Below are 18962 nucleotides of genomic sequence, written 5' to 3' on the forward strand. Positions count from 1 at the left end.
TTGGATCCGAGGATGGACGGTACCCGGACAGCCGGAACGAAGCACCCCCCCAACGGCAGCCCCAGCCCAGAAGGATGACCGAGGGTCATCCGTTCGCATGAGCCACGGAGGGCCGTACGACCAGATCCGTGGCCTTCTGCGACCAGACAGCTCCATACGGTCCCACCAGCCCGACCCATCGGCCAGCCGCACGGACCTGGACCGCGCCCGATTCCGGCGAATCCCCGGCAGCACCCAGGAAACCCATCCGAACCAGACCCTGCACCAATCGCTGGGTCACCTCCACCGGACGGCCAGGCTCGTCGTCCGGCGTGACCACCACCGCCACGTGGTCCAGTAGGGCGTCCCGCAGGGCCCGCTGCCCGACCGCCCGACCGGCCACCCCGTGCGCGGCGGCCTCGCGCAGCGTGCCCGCCGCCGCCGAGGCGAGTCGGCGCAGTTCCCCGCCCGGCAGCGTCTCCACCCACCGGCTCCCGGCCGGTGGCAACGCCCAGCGCCACTGCGCGTCCTGTCGCGTGGGCAACGCGCTCCCACCGGCCGCCAGTTCGGCCAGCAGACTCCCGGCGGCCACCGTGACGTCTCCGGCACCCGCGCCGGCCACCGTGCGCGCCGCCAGGACGCCCCACGGCAGCCGGGCCCAGAGGGCGGTACGGCCCGGTGCACCGGCCGGCCGCAACCGGACCAGGGCGGTGCTCTCGAACCGGACCAGCCGGGACAGGAAGGCCCCCGCGTCGGCGACGTCGACGATCCCGTGACCGTCGGCGTCGCCCCGCGATCCGGTCACGGTGTCCCGCCGTCGAGGGCGTACCCGAGCAGGAAGGCCCGTTCCTGCTCGGTCAGCCGACGGGCCGCCTGCTGGGCCAGGTCGAACGGCACCAGGACCGAGCGCGCCCGGCTGACCAGCAGGTCCCCGTCGTACATCTCGTAGCCGATGGTGAAGGAGGCCGCACGGATCTGCTCCACCCAGAGGTCGATCCGCACCGTGGGCGCACCATCGGCGGTGGCGCGGTGCAGGGCGAAGTCGACCGGGCGCAGATAGTCGATCTCGTGCCGGCGGATCACGACGCCGTTGGTGAACGAGTCGATCCCCTGGGCCTGGGCACCGGCGAACATCAACGCCACCCGCGCCTCCTCATAGAGCGTGAGGAAGCGGGCGTTGTTGACGTGACCGTACGCGTCCTGGTCGGACCAACGCAGGGTGCAGTGGTAGACGAACCGGTCAGCCACGACGATCCGCCCCGATCAGTCGCGGGTCAGCTTGCGGTAGGTCACCCGGTGCGGCCGGGCCGCCTCGGCGCCGAGCCGGTCGATCTTGTTCTTCTCGTACGCCTCGAAGTTGCCCTCGAACCAGAACCACTTGGCCGGGTTCTCGTCGTCGCCCTCCCAGGCGAGGATGTGCGTGGCGACCCGGTCCAGGAACATCCGGTCGTGGGAGATCACCACGGCGCAGCCGGGGAACTCCAGCAGCGCGTTCTCCAGGCTGGAGAGCGTCTCCACGTCCAGGTCGTTGGTCGGCTCGTCGAGCAGGATCACGTTCCCGCCGATCTTCAGCGTGAGCGCCAGGTTGAGCCGGTTACGCTCGCCGCCGGAGAGCACCTTGGTCGGCTTCTGCTGGTCCGGCCCCTTGAAGCCGAACGCGGCGATGTACGCCCGGGACGGCATCTCGACCTTGCCCACCATGAGGTGGTCCAGCCCGTCGGAGACGACCTCCCAGACCGACTTGTCACCGGCCAGGCCCTGCCGGTTCTGGTCGACGTACGACAGCGAGACGGTCTCGCCGACCTTGACCGAGCCGTCGGTCGGCTGCTCCAGCCCGACGATGGTCTTGAACAGCGTGGTCTTGCCGACGCCGTTCGGGCCGATGATGCCGACGATGCCGTTGCGCGGCAGCGAGAACGACAGGTTGTCGATGAGTACCCGGTCGCCGAAGCCCTTGGTCAGGTTGTGCGCCTCGATGACGGTGTTGCCCAGACGCGGCCCCGGCGGGATCTGGATCTCCTCGAAGTCCAGCTTGCGGGTCTTCTCCGCCTCGGCGGCCATCTCGTCGTACCGGTCGAGCCGGGCCTTGGACTTGGTCTGCCGCGCCTTGGCGTTGGAGCGGACCCACTCCAGCTCCTCCGTGAGGCGCTTCTTCATCTTGGCGTCGCGGCGTCCCTCGACGGCGAGCCGGGCGGCCTTCTTCTCCAGGTACGTGGAGTAGTTGCCCTCGTAGCCGACGGCCCGGCCACGGTCCAGCTCCAGGATCCAGCCGGCCACGTTGTCCAGGAAGTACCGGTCGTGGGTGATCGCCAGCACGGTGCCGGCGTACTTGGCCAGGTGCTGCTCCAGCCACTGCACGCTCTCCGCGTCCAGGTGGTTGGTGGGCTCGTCGAGCAGCAGCAGGTCGGGGGCCTCCAGCAGCAGCTTGCAGAGCGCGACCCGGCGGCGCTCACCACCGGAGAGCGTGGTGACGTCGGCGTCCGGCGGCGGGCAACGCAGCGCGTCCATGGCGAGTTCGAGCTTGGAGTCGATGTCCCAGGCGTCGGCGTGGTCCAGCTCCTCCTGGAGCCGGCCCATCTCCTCCATCAGCTCGTCGGAGTAGTCGGTCGCCATCTGCTCGGCGATCTTGTTGAACCGCTCCAGCCTGGCCTTGGTGTCCGCGACCGCCTCCTCGATGTTGCCGAGGACGGTCTTCGCGTCGTTGAGCGGCGGCTCCTGGGCCAGCAGCCCGACGGTGTGGCCGGGCATCAGCCGGGCCTCGCCGTTGCTCGGCCGGTCCAGCCCTGCCATGATCTTGAGGAGGCTGGACTTACCGGCGCCGTTCGGGCCGACCACACCGATCTTGGCCCCCGGCAGGAAGCTCAGCGTCACGTTGTCGAGCACGACCTTGTCGCCGTGCGCCTTGCGCGCCTTTTCCAGGACGTAGATGTACTGGGCCACGGTACGGGCTACCCTCCGTCGGTGGTGATCGCCGAATGTCGTGTGGTGCGGGTGCGGGCCGGTTGACCGCCCGCCGCCGGCCGGAAGCCGGCCACGCGCACGCCATCGTCAATCCTGACAGGTACGCCGCCCCGCGCCCACATCGCCCCGCCCGACGCCATCGGGTAGGCCACCGGCCCGACACGCGGCAGCCCAGGCCGTCGGGGCAGGCGGCGGGCCGTGTCACCATGATCACGTTCACGGTTGACGGAGTCTGGGAAGGGTAGGTGACTCCGGCACGGGGGAACAGACGCCGCAGCTACGCTCAGTACGCTCATCGCGGTGGACCCGTCAGCACCCGGAGGTGGCCGATCGTGACCGTCCGTAGCTCCTTTGTCGTAGTGGCGAATCGACTGCCGGTCGACGAGGTGAGCACACCTGAGGGCCGACAGTGGCGACGCAGCCCAGGCGGGCTGGTCACCGCACTGCACCCCGTCCTCGCCGAGCATCAGGGCACCTGGGTCGGCTGGGCCGGCGGCACCGGCGCGGCCCCCGAACCGTTCGACCTGGAGGGCATCCGCCTGCACCCGGTGCCGTTGAGCGCCGAGGAGTTGGAGCGGTACTACGAGGGCCAGTCCAACGCCACCATCTGGCCGCTCTATCACGACGCCGTCGAGACGCCCGCCTACAAGCGGCGCTGGCGTGAGGCGTACCGCCTGGTGAACGCGCGCTTCGCGGAGGCCGCGGCGGAGGTCGCGGCCGAGGGCGCGACGGTGTGGGTGCAGGATTACCAGCTCCAGCTGGTGCCGGCCATGCTCCGGGAACTCCGGCCGGACCTACGGATCGGGTTCTTCCTGCACATCCCGTTCCCGCCGATCGAGCTGTTCATGCAGATGCCGTTCCGCACCGAGATCCTGCGCGGACTCCTCGGCGCCGACCTGGTCGGGTTCCAGCAGCGGCTGGCCGCGCAGAACTTCGTCCGGCTCGCCCGCCACCTGCTCGGCCTGCGGTACGAGGGCCAGATGATCCAGGTGGACGGTCGGCAGGTCAAGGCCGGCGCGTTCCCCATCTCCATCGACACCAAGGAGATGGAGCGGCTGGCCGCCGACTCGGCGATCCAGGCCCGGGCCAAGGAGATCCGCGAGGAGCTGGGCAATCCCAAGACGATCATCCTCGGCGTGGACCGGCTCGACTACACCAAGGGCATCGAACTGCGACTCAAGGCCTTCCGCGAACTGCTCGCTGACGGAAAGTTGACAGTCCCCGACGCCGTTATGGTGCAGGTCGCCACGCCGAGCCGCGAACGGGTCGAGCACTACCAGGCACTTCGCGTCAAGGTCGAGCGCGAGGTTGGTCGGATTAATGGCGAATTTGGGCGGGTCGGTGTGCCTGCGGTGCATTATCTGCATCAGTCGTACAGTCGGACCGAACTGGCTGCGATGTACGCCGCCGCTGACGTGATGATGGTGACTCCACTGCGAGACGGAATGAACCTCGTGGCCAAGGAGTATGTCGCGTCGAGGGCGGACCACGGGGGCGCGCTCGTACTCAGTGAGTTCGCCGGCGCAGCCACCGAGCTGCGTCAGGCGTTCCTGTGCAACCCGCACGACCCCGACGCGGTCAAGGACGCTCTGCTACGGGCCGTGCATGTGGAGAAGCCGGAGGCTCGTCGCCGTATGCGGACTATGCAACGCCATCTGCGCACCCACGACGTGGGGCACTGGGCGAAGTCCTTCCTCACCGAACTAGGTGTGCCTGACATGGAGGCGGCGTGAACGCCGGCTCAAACGAGATCATCACCCCGGCGGCGGGCACCATGGACCCGGAGCTCCGGTCCGCCATCGGCCGGATCGCCCGGGTCCCCCAGCTCCTCGTCGCCTGCGACTACGACGGCACGCTCGCCCCCATCGTGGAGGATCCGAGCAAGGCCGTACCGCTGCCGGAGTCGGTGGCGGCGGTGCGTGCCCTGGCCGCGCTGCCGCAGACCACCGTGGCCGTCGTCTCCGGTCGCGCGCTGCGCGACCTGGCCGCGCTCTCCCGGCTGCCCAGCGAGGTCCATCTGGTCGGCAGCCACGGCTCCGAGTTCGACATCGGGTTCGTCGAGCGGCTCTCCCCCGAGCTGATCGCGGTCCGCACCCGGCTGCGGGACGCGCTGCGCGAGATCGCCGCGACCCACCCGGGCGTACGCCTGGAGCGCAAACCGGCGAGCGTCGCGGTGCACACCCGTGGGGTGGCCCCCGAGATCGCCGGCGCGGCCATCGAGGCGGTCCGCAACGGTCCCGCCACCTGGCCGGACGTGACGGTCACCCAGGGCAAGGAGGTGATCGAGCTGTCCGTGGTGGCCACCCACAAAGGCACCGCGGTCGACCAGCTCCGCACCCAGCTCTCCGCCAGCGCGGTGCTCTTCATCGGTGACGACATCACCGACGAGAACGCCTTCGGCAACCTGCACGGCCCCGACGTCGGCATCAAGATCGGGCCCGGCGAGACCAAGGCCGGCTACCGGGTGGACGAGCCGATCGAGGCCGCCCGCGCGCTCGGACTGCTCCTGGAGACCCGACGGCACTGGCTGTTCGGCGAGCGCGCGGTGCCGATCGAGCGGCACTCGATGCTGGCCAACGGGCGTACCGTCGCCCTGCTCACGCCGGACGCCAAGGTCTCCTGGCTGTGCAACCCCAAGCCCGACTCGGCGGCCATCTTCGCCGACCTGGTCGGCGGCAGCCCGGCCGGTCACTTCAGCGTCGCCCCCGAACGCGGCGGCATCCCGCTCGGCCAGCGCTACCGGTCCGGCACCATGACCGTGGAGACCCGCTGGTCCGGGCTGACCGTCACCGACTGGCTCGACAAGCCCGACCCGAAGGCCACACCGGACGGTCCCGCGATCATCTCCGGTGACTCCACCCTGATCCGGGTGCTGGCCGGCACCGGTCGGGTCCGCGTGGAGTTCGCTCCCCGGCCCGAGTTCGCGCAGGTCGCGGTCCAGCTCCAGCCGGTCGGCGACGGCCTGCTGGTGCTCGGTTCCAACGAACCCATCGCGCTCTACTCCCCCGGCGTGCAGTGGGAGGTCGGCAACGACGGCGGGTACTCGACCGCCAAGGCGGTGGTCGACCTCTCGGCGCTCGGCGGGCAGGTCGTGCTGGAGCTGCGCTTCGGCACGCACAGCCTGGAACACCACCGGCTGCCGATCCACGAACGCCAGGCCGCCGCGGAACGGCCCTGGAAGGACTGGGTCGCCTCGCTACGCCTGCCCACCACGGCCCGGGACCTGGTCGCCCGCAGCGCGCTCACGCTACGCGGGCTCTGCCACGAGGCGACCGGCTCGATCCTCGCCGCCGCCACCACCTCGCTCCCCGAGGAACTGGGCGGAGTCCGCAACTGGGACTACCGCTACTGCTGGCTGCGCGACGCCGCGATGACGGCCCGCGCCCTGGTCGACCTCGGCTCGATCACCGAAGCCGAGGCGTTCCTGCGCTGGGTGGACGGATGCGTCGAGCGCACCGGCGGACACCCCGAGCGGCTGCACCCGCTCTACACCGTCGACGGGTACGAACTGGGCGCCGAAGCGGTCATCGACACGCTGCCCGGCTACGCCGGCTCCCGGCCCGTACGCGTCGGCAATCTCGCCAACCACCAGCTCCAGCTCGACGTGTTCGGCCCGATCGCCGACCTGATCGCCGCCACCGCCGACGCCCGAGGATCGGTCCGCCCCGAGGAGTGGCGGGTCCTGGAGAACATGGTCGAGGCGGTCCGTCGCCGCTGGCACGAGCCCGATCACGGCATCTGGGAGGCGCGTCTGCCTCCCCGGCACCACATCTTCTCGAAGGTGATGTGCTGGATGACCGTCGACCGGGCACTGCACGTCACCCGCCAGCACGGCGGCGAGGACCGCGCCGAGTGGGTGGAACTGCGCGACCGGATCGGCGCCAACGTCCTCGAACACGGCTGGCACGAGCAGGCCGAGGCGTACAGCGTCGCGTACGGCGACGAGGACATGGACGCCTCGTCGCTGTGGATCGGCCTGTCCGGGCTGCTGCCCGGCGACGACCCGCGCTTCCTCTCCACCGTGCTCAAGATCGAGGCGGACCTGCGCAGCGGCCCGGTCGTCTACCGCTACCACTGGGACGACGGCCTGCCCGGGCGGGAGGGCGGCTTCCACATCTGCACGTCCTGGCTGATCGAGGCGTACCTGCGCACCGGTCGGCGTACCGACGCCGAGGAACTGTTCCTCCAGATGATCGACACGGCGGGCCCGACCGGACTGCTCCCCGAGCAGTACGACCCGCTCGCCGAGCGTGGCCTGGGCAACCACCCCCAGGCGTACAGCCACCTCGGCGTGATCCGCTGCGCGCTGCTGCTGGACAACATGCTCAAGCAGTAGCCCACGTACGCGCACACGGGCGGCCGGAGACCCAAAGGTCTCCGGCCGCTCCGCCGTCCCCACTGCGTCCTCCCCAGCGCTCCGCACTCTCTCCCACGTCTCACCCCCACACCCCTTTCCCCGCCCGCGCTACGTCCCACCCCCCGGCCCCACCCCGCCCCGCCCTCCCCCGCATATCACTCACCAGTCCCGCCCTGGGATGGTTCGGGCATGGCTCGGGGATGACCCCCCGGTTGATCAAGAAGTTTCAATCCGGATTCGCCGCCCATACGCACCAAACTCCTTGATCAACGACTGACCTTGCAGCGGGTCGGCCTTGCGGGGCTGGCGCGGACGGGCCCTGCGGGACAGCACGGGAGGCAGCGCGCGCCGGGGATTTCTGCCTGGATGGCGGCCGTGTCCGCTATGAGTCGAATTCGGATCGGTGCTGGGCGGAATCGGGGTGGGGTCGGGGGCGTTGTCATCGGGTGGCTGACCGCGCAGGACCTCAACCCCGCGCAGGCGGTTCGACTCTCGCCTCGGCGCAGGATGGCGGGCGGGTGTCGGAATGGTCTGGCTCGGTCGGTGGTTATACCTGGTCCCGGCGCCGCGACAGGCTGGTGGATGGCCGGGGAATGATGCGGGCTGCCAGGTGGTTGTGTATTGACCCGACGCCGCAAAGCCGGATCCGCTGATCCCTTCTCGGGCCGTGTTGCCGTCGGATTTCCTCTTCTTCTAGCGCCTGACGGCGTTCGCGTCACTCTCGATCCCCCTGTGGGTGGCGTCTACCCCCGAATGGAGCTTGTGATGAACTCGAAGCTGCTGCGTAAGAGCGTTCTCGGTGTTGCCGGTCTCGCGTTTGCCGGTGGTGTGTTCGCCGGCCCGACCATGCAGGCTGACGCCACCCCTGTCACGGGTTCGCTGGTGGCGGTGCAGGCGGACAAGCCCGACAGCGGCAAGTTGATTCCGCATGGTGTGCAGGGTGCCCAGTCGCGTATCGACCTGTCCGACGAGCAGGTCGCCAACGCGAAGGCGATCATCGCGGCGACGAAGAAGGCCGGTATGGACGAGCGTGCCGCCGTGATCGCGATCGGTACGGCGTTCCAGGAGTCGAAGTTGGAGAACCTGGGTCACCTCGGTGACCGCAACGATCATGATTCGCAGGGCTTGTTCCAGCAGCGCCCCTCTTCGGGTTGGGGCACGGTGGAGCAGATCACCGACCCCGAGTACTCCACCCTCGCCTTTCTGAAGGGTTTGAAGCAGGTCGACGGTTGGCAGGACATGCCCCTGACCGTCGCCGCCCAGACCGTCCAGGTGTCGGCGTTCCCGGATCACTACGCCCAGTGGGAGCAGCAGGCCGCCGACCTCGTCGCCGAGCACTGGAACAGCTGACCCCACACCGAACAGACTTTCCTCGCACAAGGGGGAGCAAGAACGCCGCCGGCCGGTACCCACCACGGGTACCGGCCGGCAGCGTCTTCTCCGCGCCCCGGATCCCCGCACGACTTGCGGTGTACGGCGGGGTGGGATGTAAGCAGGGGTCCCCTGCTATACACCAGGCGTTAGCAGGGGACCCCTCCTTACAAAACAAGCAAGCACACGAACAAGCCGGCAAGCAGAATCCGCCGCGCGACCGGGAACAACGAGCTGTGGAGCGCGGTTGTACCGGGCGTCGGTGTGATCCAGTGTCCCCGGGCCTCACCTAAAATGCCGTCGCGGAATACCAGTTCGGCTGGAGCCGCGTCGCGCCACTCGCCGAGAGGCGACCTGCACACCGACCTACTGGCCGGCATCCCACTCGGGGTGCCGGCCAGTCGCCTTCACTCGGACAGGTCGAGAGCAGTGACCACGTCACCGAGTACGACCACGGCGGGCGGGCGCAGTCCCGCGTCGGCGACGGCGGCGGCGACCTCGCCCAGCGTGGCGCGCACGACCCGCTCCGAGCCGGTGGTGGCCTCCTGGACCACGGCCGCCGGGGTGTCGGCGGGTCGCCCGTGTGCCAGCAGGGTGGCGGTGATCGCCGGCAGGTTCTTGAGCCCCATCAGGATCACCAGCGTGCCTCGGAGACCGGCCAGGGCCTCCCAGCGCACCAGCGAGTCCGGTGAGTCGGGCGCGACGTGGCCGGACACCACGGTGAACTCGTGGGCCACGCCCCGGTGGGTGACCGGGACGCCGGCCGCTGCGGGGGCGGCGATGGAGCTGGTCACGCCGGGAACCACGGTGACCGGTACGCCAGCCTCCGCGCAGGCCAGCAGTTCCTCCCCGCCCCGGCCGAAGACGTACGGGTCGCCGCCCTTGAGCCGGACCACGAAGGACCCGGCGCGCGCCCGGTCGACCAGGATCTGGTTGATCTCCTCCTGGGTGCGGGACGGTCCGTAGGGGATCTTGGAGGCGTCCACCAGTTCGACGCCGGAGCGCAGCTCGTCCAGGAGCAGGCCGGGCACCAGGCGGTCGGCGACCACGACGTCGGCCTCGGTGAGCAGACGCCATCCCTTCAGAGTGATGAGCTCGGCGTCGCCCGGCCCGGCACCCACGAGGGCGACAGCGCCGCCCCGACCCGTCCGGGTGTTAACAAGGGGCCCTTCCTCTACCGGAGGCGTTAATAAGGTGCCCTTCCTTACGTGCAGGAGGGTGCGGATGGCGTCTCGGACGGCCATGGCGCGGTGTGGGTCTCCGCCGCCGAGGACGCCGACGGTCACCGGGCCGTGCCGGGTCACCGCCGGGGTCCAGGCGGTCGCCGCCGTACGGTCGTCGGCGCGTACGCAGAAGATCCGGCGTTCGGCGGCGGCGGCGCTGACCGTGGCGGCGGCGACCGGGTCGTCGATGGCGACCTGCACCAGCCAGGCGCCGTCGAGGTCCTCAGGGACGAAGCGACGCTCCGCCCAGCGCAGCCGTCCGGCGTCGGCGTGGGCGCGCAGGGCCGGACTGATCTCGGGCGTCACCAGCAGCACGTCCGCCCCGGCGTCGATCAGGGCGGGTACCCGGCGGGTGGCCACCGTTCCCCCGCCCACCACGACCACCGGAAGGCCGGCCAGGCGCAGTCCGAGCGGATAGGGGTTCGCGGTCACTTCTCGGCCACCCCGGCGGAGTCGAAGGTGGCGACCTCGTGCAGGACGCGGGCCGCGCCGGTGACCACGGGCAGGGCCAGCAGGGCGCCGGTGCCCTCGCCCAGCCGCAGGCCGAGGTCGATCAGCGGGTCGAGACCGAGCCGGCGCAGCGCGACCGTGGCGCCCGGCTCGGCGGAGCGGTGACCGGCGATCATCGCGCCGACCGCGTCGGGGGCGAGGGCCGCGGCGGCGAGCGCGGCGGAGACCGCGATCACGCCGTCCAGCAGCACCGGTACGCGTCGCGCGGCGGCACCGAGGACGAACCCGGTCAGTGCGGCGTGTTCCAGCCCGCCGACGGCCGCGAGCACTCCCAGCGGATCGTCCGGGTCGGGGGCGTGTCGGTGCAGCGCGGCCCGCACCACTTCGATCTTGTGGTGGTACGTCGGGTCGTCGACGCCGGCGCCCCGACCGGTCGCCTCGGCGGCGTCGACCCCGGTGAGGGCGGCGATCAGGGCGGCGGCGGGGGTGGTGTTGCCGATGCCCATGTCCCCGGTGAGCAGGATTCTCGCGCCCGCGTCGATCAGTTCCCCGGCGATCCGGATGCCGACCTCGATCGCCGCCGTGGTCTCCTCGCGGGTCAGCGCGGCGGTGACGGTCAGGTCCCGGGTGCCTCGGCGTACGGGGGTGGTGACCAGTCGGGGCAGCCCGCCGTTGTCGTCCGCGTCGGTCGGGTCGGGGGCGGGCAGCGGGGTGGCCACGCCGACGTCGACCACGGTGACCGAGGCACCGGCCTGCCGGGCGAACGCGTTGACCACGGCACCGCCGGCCAGGAAGTTGCCGACCATCTGCCCGGTGACCTCCTGCGGCCAGGGGCTGACCCGCTGGGCGTGCACCCCGTGGTCTCCGGCGAAGATCGCCACTGCGGCCGGGGTCGGCAGCGGTGGCGGGCAGGTGCCGGCCAGGCCGGCGAGGCGTACGGACAGCTCCTCCAGGGCACCCAGCGAGCCGGCCGGCTTGGTCAGCCGGGCCTGCAACTGGCGGGCCGCGGTCATCGCCGGCTCGTCGAGCGGGCCGATCGCCGCGATGGTGGTCTCCAGCATCATGCCTCCAGGATCTCCGCCAGCACCTCGATGAACGCGTCCGTGGTCGCCCGATCGCGTACGGCGATCCGCAGCCAGTCTGGTCCGAGTCCCGGGAAGGTGTCGCCCCGGCGTACCGCCCAGCCGCGTTCGCGCAGGTCGGCGCGGAGCCGGTCGGCACCGGGCCGCTGCACCAGGACGAAGGCGCTGGCCGGACGGCCGGCGACGCGTACGCCCGGCAGGGTCGACAGCCGGTCGACCAGGTAGGCGCGGTCGTCGGCGAGTTGCGCGGCGATGGCGCGCTCGGCCTGGACCGCGACGTCGGTGGCGCAGGCGGAGGCGGCGGCCAGGGCGGGGGTGGCGACGGCCCAGAGCGGCTGTACGGCGGCCAGCCGCGCCAGCAGCGTCGCCTCGCCGAGCAGGTAGCCGATCCGGAGTCCGGCCAGTCCCCAGGTCTTGGTGAGGCTGCGCACGACCAGCAGGCCGGGCAGGTCACGTCGGGCGGCCAGCGACTCGGGTTCACCGGGTACGCCGGGCGTGGCCGTGGTGTCGGCGAACGCCTCGTCGATCACCAGGACCCGGCCGGGGCGGGCCAGGGTGGCCAGGTCGGCGGCGGGGTGCAGCACCGAGGTGGGATTCGTCGGGTTGCCGATCATGACGAGGTCGGCGTCGGCCGGGATGCGCTCCGGGTGCAGCCGGAAGTCGTCGGCCGCGTCGAGCAGCACCCGTTCCACGGTGTGCCCGGCGGCCCGCAGCGCGGCCTCCGGTTCGGTGAACTGCGGGTGCACCACCACGGGTCGGCGTACTCCGCGCAGCGCCTGGGCGAGCAGCACGAAGCCCTCGGCAGCACCGGCGGTGAGCAGCACCTCCTCCGGTGGGCGGCGGTGCCGGGCGGCGACGGCGGCGCGGGCCGGACGCGGGTCCGGGTATCCGGCGAGGTCGTCCAGGGCGGCTCTGATCGGGTCGCCCAGCCAGGCCGGCATGGGGGCGCGCCGGACGTTGACGGCGAGGTCGACCAGGCCGTCGCCGACCTCCGCGTCACCGTGGTGCGCGAGGTCGGGTTCGGGTGTCGGGTGGGACGCTCCGGTGAGCGGACCGTGCATGCCCGCGATCCTGCCGGGAAGGCGGCGCGGGCGACAGCAGCCCGTGGAGTGCTCCGCATCACCACTGATCACTTCATGAGTATTTCTCATGTGCGAATCGGAAATGTCATAACTTATCGGTGTGAGTAATCGACCCCTTGCCGCCGCAGGTCGACTCGTTCCTCTCCTCCGCGCCGGGCTGATCGCCGGTGTCGTCGTCGCCGCCGTCGCGTACCCCGTGGTCGCCGTGACCGGCCTCGGCGCCAAGGCCACCGCGCACGCCGTGGAGAGCAAGACCCGCCTGCTGGCCACCGCCCTGCCCGCCGAGACCTCCTACCTGTACGCGCCCGACGGCAAGACCGTGCTGACCATGTTCTTCGAGGAGTACCGGCAGTACACCAAGCTGGCCGACATCTCCCCGCACATGCAGCAGGCGATCGTCGCCGCCGAGGACAACCGCTTCTACCAGCACCACGGCGTCGACCCGAAGGGCGTCGCCCGCGCCTTCGTGGCCAACGCCCGCTCCAGCGGCGTCTCCCAGGGCGCCTCCACGCTGACCATGCAGTACGTGCGGATGGCGCTGCGGGACAGCGCCACCACGCCCAAGGAGGTGCAGGAGGCCACCGCGCAGACGCCGATCCGCAAGGTCAAGGAGATGCGGATGGCGGTCGACCTGGAGAAGGAGCTGGGCAAGGAGGACATCCTGGAGCGCTACCTCAACTCCGCGTACTTCGGGCACCGCGCGTACGGCATCTACGCGGCCAGCGAGATCTTCTTCTCCAAGACGCCGAAGGAACTCACCCCGGTCGAGGCGGCCACCCTCGCCGGCCTGGTGAAGTCCCCGTCGCAGTACGACCCGGCCAGCTCCGACCAGAAGGACGCGACCACCCGGCGCAACTACGTGCTCGACAACATGACGCGGCTGGGTTACCTGTCGCCGGACTCCGCCGAGGCGGCCAAGGGCGAACCGATCCGGCTGCGGCTGACCTACCCGCCCAACGACTGCGCGGCGGTCCCGGAGAAGTGGAACAGCTGGGGCTTCCTCTGCGACTACCTGAAGAACTGGTGGAGCGCCCAGCCCGCGTTCGGCAAGAACCGCCTGGAACGCCTGGACAAGCTGCGTCGGGGCGGCTACCGCATCGTGCTCAGCATGGACCCGAAGGTCCAGGAGGCGGCGGAGAAGAACGTCGGCACCGAGGGCAACACCGGCAGCCCGTTCGCCAACGGCATCGTGGTCTCCGAGCCCGGCACCGGGCGGGTCAAGGCGATGGCGGTGAACCGCACCTACTCGTTGGAGGTGAACGAGAACCCGCTCAGCTCGAACCCGGAGGCGGGCCCGAACGTACGGGCCAACTACCCGAACACGGTTGCCCCACTGATGGGCGGCGGTGACCTGCCGGGCTACCAGGCCGGATCGACGTTCAAGATGTTCCCGATGCTGGCCGCGCTGGACGCCGGCATGACGCTGAACACCAGCTTCAACGCCCCGCACAGCTACCGCTCCGAGGTCTACGACGGCTGGCAGCCGTCGAACGCCAGCGGCGCGATGAGCGGTACGCAGACCATGTGGTCCGGCTTCGGCAAGTCGGTGAACACCTACTTCGTCTGGCTGGAGGAGCAGGTCGGGGCGGAGAAGGCCGTCCGGCTCGCCGAGCAGTTGGGGCTGCGCTGGCGTACCGACGTGGACCGCGACCACGCCTCACCGGCGAAGGCGAACAAGTGGGGCGCGTTCACGCTCGGCGTCTCCGACGCCACCCCGCTGGAGATGGCCAACGCGTACGCGGCGATCGCCGCCGACGGACGCTACTGCGAGGCGATCCCGGTGAACGCCATCTACAACCGGGACGGCACGCCCGCGATGTTCACCACCCCGGGCGGTATCCAACGCGAGATCGCCAAGCCGCGCTGCCGCCAGGTGGTCAACGCCGACGCGGCGCGGGCCGCGACCGACGCCGCCCGCTGCCCCACCGGGGACACCCCGGCCAGGGGAAGCTGCGGTGGCTGGTCGACCGCGGACAGCGTGCGCGGCACGGTGGGCCGCCCGGTGGCCGGCAAGACCGGCACCACGGACAGCACCCGGTCGGCCTGGTTCGTCGGCTACACCCCGGAACTGGCGGCGGCCAGCTTCATCTCCGACCCGGACAACCCGTTCAACGCGGTCGGCGACGGCCAGTCGCAGATCCCCATCGCGGCGGTCTCGAACACGCTCCGCGACGCCCTCAAGGGCACCCCGACGCGGGACTTCACACCCCCGTCGGACCGCATCGTCGGCTGACTCCCGACACGCGCCGGAGCGCCGCTCAGGCCGGTGCTCCGGCGGCCGGTTCGGCCGCCACCACACCGGCGGGCGTGATCGGGACACCCAGGTCGGGACCGGCCGGGATCGCGGCCGGCTCGGTCACCGCGGCGGCCACCAGACGCCCGGCGATCCGTGGGTACGCGGCCCAGTGCGGGACGAGCTGGGAGGCGTGCACGCCGCGCCAGACGAAGCCCTCCGGCGCGCCACCCGCCCAGCCCCACGCCGGACGGGGCCCGCCCCGGGGGGTGAGCACCGCGCGGTGCTCCTTGTGCCCGGTCACCACCTCGCCCCGGGTCGCCACCACACTGTCGCTCTGGGCGGTCGCCTCGCGGTACCCGACCACCAGACCGTCCCGGATGCTGCCGATCGCGTCGAGCACCCCGCACATCGGCAACCCGTCGAGTTCCCGAGCCAGCCAGAGCAGCCCGGCCCCCTCGGCGACGACCGGTCGGCCGGTACGCGCCAACTCGGCCACCGCGATGCAGAGCCGCCGGTTGGCGGAAAGCTGCTCGGCGTACGACTCGGGCAGCGCGCCGCCGACCACCAACGCCCGGGTGCCGACCGGCAGCACCTCGTCGACGAAGGGATCGAGCGTGACCACGTCGGCACCGGCGGCCCGCAGCAGCTCGACGGTCTCGGCGTGGCTGAAGCTGCCGCCCGGCCCACCGGCCACCGCTACCACCGGCCGTCCGGCACCGGCCGGCACCGGCGGTGCGGCGGCCCCCTCCGGGTGCGGCGACCACGGCGACACCGCGAGTGCGGGGGCCGACCGGGCCAGCCCGAGCAGCCGTTCCAGGTCGACGGTGGCGGCGACCGCCTCACCGAGCCGGCGGACCGCCCGCGCGGCCTCGCCGCCGTTCTCCAGCACCGGCATCACCCCGTGCCGGCGGCTCGGCAGCACGGCCGGCAGGTCCTGGCGGCGCAGCGCGCCGTAGACCGGTATGCCGATGTCGTCGAGCGCCTCGCGCAGCAGCGTCTCGTGCCGGGCGGAGGCGACCCGGTTGAGGATCACGCCCCCGATCCAGAGCTGCTCGTCGTACGCCCGGAAGCCGTGCACCAGGGCGGCCACCGACTGGCCCATCGCGGCGACGTCGACCACCATCACCACCGGGCTGCGCAGGGCGGTGGCGACCGCTGCGGTCGACTCGGTCTCGCAGCGTCCGCTGAGGCTGTCGTAGAGGCCCATGCTGCCCTGCACCACGGCGAGCCCGGTGTCGGCGGCACCGTGCAGCAGCAGCGGCGCGAGCCGGTCGGTGCCCATCAGCCGAGGGTCCAGGATGCGCCCGGGTCGCCCGGCGGCGAGCCCGAGGTAGGCGGCGTCGACCGGATCCGGGCCGATCTTGAATCCGGCCACGTCGAGACCGCGATCGGCGAGCGCGGCGAGGATGCCGATCGCCAACGCGTTCTTGCCGTGCCCCGACGAGGGGGCACTGAGCACCAGACGCGGCACGACGGTCATCATCGACTCCTCGCGAGCGGAGAGCGTGCCGACCGTCGGCGCGCCCCGTGCGCGTGACGATAACCCACGCCGGTCGCCCGTAGGCGCCGCCCGCCGTCCCGACCCACTTCGATCCGCCCGACCGGAGCGGACCGCCCCGGCACCGACACGCTCCGTCGTCGACCGGCCGGTTTCCGGCCGTCACCTCGACGGGCGGGGCGGCGCAGTGGCGACGGTCATACGGGTAGCCTCGTGGCGTGTACCGGTTCCTGCTGACGCCGCGCTGGCTGGGCATCCTCGCGCTGACCCTGGTCCTCGCCACGATCATGGTGATGCTCGGCAACTGGCAACTGGACCGCTACCACGGTCGGACGGCGGTCAACGAACGCATCGACGCCGGGTTGCGGATGGACCCGATGCCGCTGCGCGAGGCGGTGCCCGCGCCCACCGGCGGCGCTGGCAGCGTCGGCCCGGCACCGGCCGAGGACCGGACCTTCATCCGGGTGATCGCGACCGGCCGGTACGACACCGACAACGTGGTCCTCGTCCGGGGCCGGACGGTGGAGAGCAAGGTCGGCTTCGAGGTGCTCACCCCGCTGGTGCTGGCCGACGGCACCGCCGTCCTGGTGAACCGGGGCTGGATCCCACCGGCGCCCGGCGGCGCGATGGCCCAGCCCGAGGTGCCGGCGGCGCCGGCCGGTGAGGTGACCGTCGAGGGCCGGGTGCACGCCAGCGAGAGCGGCTCCGGCAACGTGGCCCGACGGGAGGGCCGGCTGGAGACCCGCCGGGTCGCCGTACCGCAGCTCGCCGCGCAGTTGCCGTACCCGGTGCACGGGGCGTACGTGCTGCTCGACGAGCAGACCCCGGCCGCCGACCCGGTCTTCCGTGCGGTGCCGGTGGGGCACGCCAACAACTGGCAGAACCTCGGGTATGTCGTGCAGTGGTGGATCTTCGCGGCGATGACGCTCTTCGGCTACGGCTGGATCGCCCGCCGGGAGGCCCGCCGGTTGGCCGGTGTGCCCGACGACGACCGCCCGCGCGACCGGGCCGCCGAACCGGCCCCGAGCAGCCCCGCGACGAGCAGCACGGCTCCGACCAGCTCTGCCTGAGCAGCCCGCCCCGGCCAGCTCTGTCTGCGCTGGTCAGCGGCCGGCGTGGATGGCGCGTACGGCGTCGATGGTGTCGGCCTCGGCGGCGGTCTTGTCGTCGCGGTAGCGGACCACCCGGGCGAACCGGAGAGCCACCCCGCCCGGATAGCGTGAGCTGGTCTGCACCCCGTCGAAGGCGATCTCCACGACCTGTTCGGGCCGGACCCGCACCACCCAGTCCCCGCGCTCCACGGCCAGCTCCAGGAACCGTTCGGTCTGCCACCGCAGCAGCTCGTCGGTGAGGCCCTTGAAGGTCTTGCCGAGCATCACGAATCCGCCGGTGGCCGGATCCCGCGCCCCGAGGTGCAGGTTCGACAGCCAGCCGCTGCGCCGACCACTGCCCCACTCGACGGCGAGCACCACCAGGTCGAGGGTGTGCCGGGGCTTCACCTTCACCCAGGCCGCACCGCGCCGACCCGCGTCGTAGGGCGCGTCGGGCGACTTCACCACGACGCCCTCCTGGCCGGCGTCGAGCGCGGCGGCGAATGCCGCGCCGGCCTGCTCCGGCCCGTCCACCTCGATCCGCCCGACCAGCACCGACGCGTCGACGGTCGCGGCGAGCGCGGCCCACCGCTCGCGACCGGGCAGGTCGATCAGATCCGCGCCGTCGAGGTGCAGCAGATCGAAGAAGTACGGCACGAGCACGGTCTCACCGGTCCGTGCGGCGGCGGCACGGACCGCCGGGGCGACGGATGCCCCGGTGGCCCGGCGGGCGGCGGCGCTCGACGTCTGCTGGAACGGCAACGGGCGGCCGGTGGCGTCCAGCCCGATCGCCTCCCCGTCGAGCACCAACTCGCGGGCGGGCAGGGCGCGGACGGCGGCGACCACCTCGGGCACCCGGCCGGTGATCTCGTCGAGGCTGCGGGTGAAGACGGCGATGTCCTCGCCGCTGCGGTGCACCTGGACGCGGATGCCGTCCAGCTTCACGTCGACCACGGCGGGTGTGCCGGTGGCGGCGAGCGCCTCGTCGACCGTGGCGGCGCTCTGCGCCAGCATCGGCGCCAGCGGTCGCCCGACCCGCAACCCGAACTCGGCCAACGCCGGGGCACCGCCGTCGAGTGCGGCCACCGCGACCGCCCGCAGGTCACCGGCGAGCAGCAGGGCCCGGCGTACCGCGCCGACCGGCACCTCGGCGGCCCGGGCGATCGCGTCGGCCAGCAGCCCGGCCTGGGCGCCCTGACGCAGTTCGCCGAGGAAGAGGCCGGTCAGGACGCGCTGCTCCTCGGCGGTGGCGGCGGTGTAGAGCGCGGCCACCAGGTCCCGGCGGCGGGCCTGCGAGCCCGCGCCGTGCACCGCCGCGATCTCGTCGATCGCCGCGTCGACCCCCGCCACGGTCAGCGTCGCCTCGGCAGCCGGTGGCGGCAGGTCGCGCAGCGCGGCCCAGCCGACGCCGGTCTGTCGCTGGCGCAGCTCGCCCGCGAGCCAACCGGCTCCCGCCGCCACCTCGTCCGGGTCGAGCCGGCGCAGGGCGTCGGCGAGCAGCTCGACCTTGGCCCGTCGGCCACTGACGGCACCGACGGCTGCGGAGGTGGCAGCCAGGTCGAGGAAACGCACGACCTCATCCTGCCAGCCACCCCCGACAACGGGTGTCACCTGCGCGGGAGCTGCTCCGGC

13 protein-coding genes are annotated in these 18962 nt (G+C 71.9%); 5 read left to right on the top strand and 8 right to left on the bottom strand.

Translation table 11 applies throughout. The features are described from left to right. Positions 1 to 85: 85 nt before the first annotated feature. The 3 genes from HUT12_RS26130 to ettA are packed head-to-tail and all read right to left on the bottom strand — an operon-like array spanning position 86 to position 2919. Positions 86 to 784, bottom strand: coding sequence for a hypothetical protein (locus HUT12_RS26130; protein ID WP_176095049.1), 699 nt, complete (start codon positions 782 to 784; stop codon positions 86 to 88). Then, positions 781 to 1227 (bottom strand): thioesterase family protein, encoded by a 447-nt coding sequence (locus HUT12_RS26135; RefSeq protein ID WP_131055136.1) that lies wholly within the window; start codon positions 1225 to 1227, stop codon positions 781 to 783. Before HUT12_RS26135 ends, HUT12_RS26130 begins: the two co-directional genes overlap by 4 nt. A 15-nt stretch (positions 1228 to 1242) precedes the next feature. Continuing rightward, the gene (gene ettA, locus HUT12_RS26140) at positions 1243 to 2919 is read right to left on the bottom strand and encodes an energy-dependent translational throttle protein EttA (protein WP_131055134.1); all 1677 of its coding nucleotides are present in this window, start codon (positions 2917 to 2919) and stop codon (positions 1243 to 1245) included. Between the two features lie 353 nt (positions 2920 to 3272). On the opposite strand from ettA, the gene HUT12_RS26145 reads away from it, so the two are divergent. The 3 genes from HUT12_RS26145 (at position 3273) to HUT12_RS26155 (ending at position 8647) form a co-directional block, all read left to right on the top strand. Next, complete coding sequence (locus HUT12_RS26145) at positions 3273 to 4673, top strand: trehalose-6-phosphate synthase (protein ID WP_131055133.1); 1401 nt, start codon at positions 3273 to 3275, stop codon at positions 4671 to 4673. Between the two features lie 41 nt (positions 4674 to 4714). Next, positions 4715 to 7276, top strand: a complete 2562-nt coding sequence (gene otsB / locus HUT12_RS26150) for a trehalose-phosphatase (RefSeq protein WP_131055138.1) — start codon at positions 4715 to 4717, stop codon at positions 7274 to 7276. A 786-nt stretch (positions 7277 to 8062) separates the two neighbouring features. Then, positions 8063 to 8647, top strand: coding sequence for a hypothetical protein (locus HUT12_RS26155; RefSeq protein ID WP_131052209.1), 585 nt, complete (start codon positions 8063 to 8065; stop codon positions 8645 to 8647). A 428-nt stretch (positions 8648 to 9075) separates the two neighbouring features. Here HUT12_RS26155 and cobA read toward each other — a convergent pair whose 3' ends face one another. Genes cobA through cobC form a run of 3 tightly spaced genes read right to left on the bottom strand, consistent with a single transcriptional unit; the run spans position 9076 to position 12484 of the window. Further along, the gene (gene cobA / locus HUT12_RS26160) at positions 9076 to 10323 is read right to left on the bottom strand and encodes a uroporphyrinogen-III C-methyltransferase (protein ID WP_176095050.1); all 1248 of its coding nucleotides are present in this window, start codon (positions 10321 to 10323) and stop codon (positions 9076 to 9078) included. Beyond that, entirely contained in the window at positions 10320 to 11402 is a 1083-nt protein-coding gene (cobT, locus tag HUT12_RS26165) for a nicotinate-nucleotide--dimethylbenzimidazole phosphoribosyltransferase (RefSeq protein WP_176095986.1), read from the bottom strand. The genes cobA and cobT overlap by 4 nt, the downstream gene beginning before the upstream one ends. Then, positions 11402 to 12484, bottom strand: a complete 1083-nt coding sequence (gene cobC / locus HUT12_RS26170; protein ID WP_176095051.1) for an Rv2231c family pyridoxal phosphate-dependent protein CobC — start codon at positions 12482 to 12484, stop codon at positions 11402 to 11404. Before cobC ends, cobT begins: the two co-directional genes overlap by 1 nt. A 121-nt stretch (positions 12485 to 12605) precedes the next feature. On the opposite strand from cobC, the gene HUT12_RS26175 reads away from it, so the two are divergent. Then, positions 12606 to 14738 (top strand): transglycosylase domain-containing protein, encoded by a 2133-nt coding sequence (locus tag HUT12_RS26175; RefSeq protein ID WP_131057339.1) that lies wholly within the window; start codon positions 12606 to 12608, stop codon positions 14736 to 14738. Between the two features lie 25 nt (positions 14739 to 14763). Here the strand turns inward: HUT12_RS26175 and HUT12_RS26180 are convergent, their stop codons facing one another. Continuing rightward, on the bottom strand, positions 14764 to 16221 hold the full coding sequence (locus HUT12_RS26180) for a cobyrinate a,c-diamide synthase (protein ID WP_176095052.1): 1458 nt from the start codon (positions 16219 to 16221) through the stop codon (positions 14764 to 14766). A gap of 236 nt (positions 16222 to 16457) precedes the next feature. On the opposite strand from HUT12_RS26180, the gene HUT12_RS26185 reads away from it, so the two are divergent. Next, complete coding sequence (locus HUT12_RS26185; protein ID WP_131057625.1) at positions 16458 to 17309, top strand: SURF1 family protein; 852 nt, start codon at positions 16458 to 16460, stop codon at positions 17307 to 17309. A gap of 33 nt (positions 17310 to 17342) precedes the next feature. Here HUT12_RS26185 and HUT12_RS26190 read toward each other — a convergent pair whose 3' ends face one another. Further along, the gene (locus tag HUT12_RS26190; protein WP_176095053.1) at positions 17343 to 18902 is read right to left on the bottom strand and encodes an ATP-dependent DNA ligase; all 1560 of its coding nucleotides are present in this window, start codon (positions 18900 to 18902) and stop codon (positions 17343 to 17345) included. Positions 18903 to 18962 lie beyond the last annotated feature (60 nt).

This window comes from Verrucosispora sp. NA02020, assembly GCF_013364215.1.
Lineage (GTDB): Bacteria > Actinomycetota > Actinomycetes > Mycobacteriales > Micromonosporaceae > Micromonospora.

What these genes read in the sequence shown, in the direction of transcription:
- HUT12_RS26155 (WP_131052209.1), top strand. Translation starts at nt 8,063, where the DNA reads ATGAACTCGAAGCTGCTGCGTAAGAGCGTTCTCGGTGTTGCCGGTCTC.
- cobT (WP_176095986.1), bottom strand. Translation starts at nt 11,402, where the DNA reads ATGCTGGAGACCACCATCGCGGCGATCGGCCCGCTCGACGAGCCGGCG.
- HUT12_RS26180 (WP_176095052.1), bottom strand. Translation starts at nt 16,221, where the DNA reads ATGACCGTCGTGCCGCGTCTGGTGCTCAGTGCCCCCTCGTCGGGGCAC.
- otsB (WP_131055138.1), top strand. Translation starts at nt 4,715, where the DNA reads ATGGACCCGGAGCTCCGGTCCGCCATCGGCCGGATCGCCCGGGTCCCC.
- cobC (WP_176095051.1), bottom strand. Translation starts at nt 12,484, where the DNA reads ATGCACGGTCCGCTCACCGGAGCGTCCCACCCGACACCCGAACCCGAC.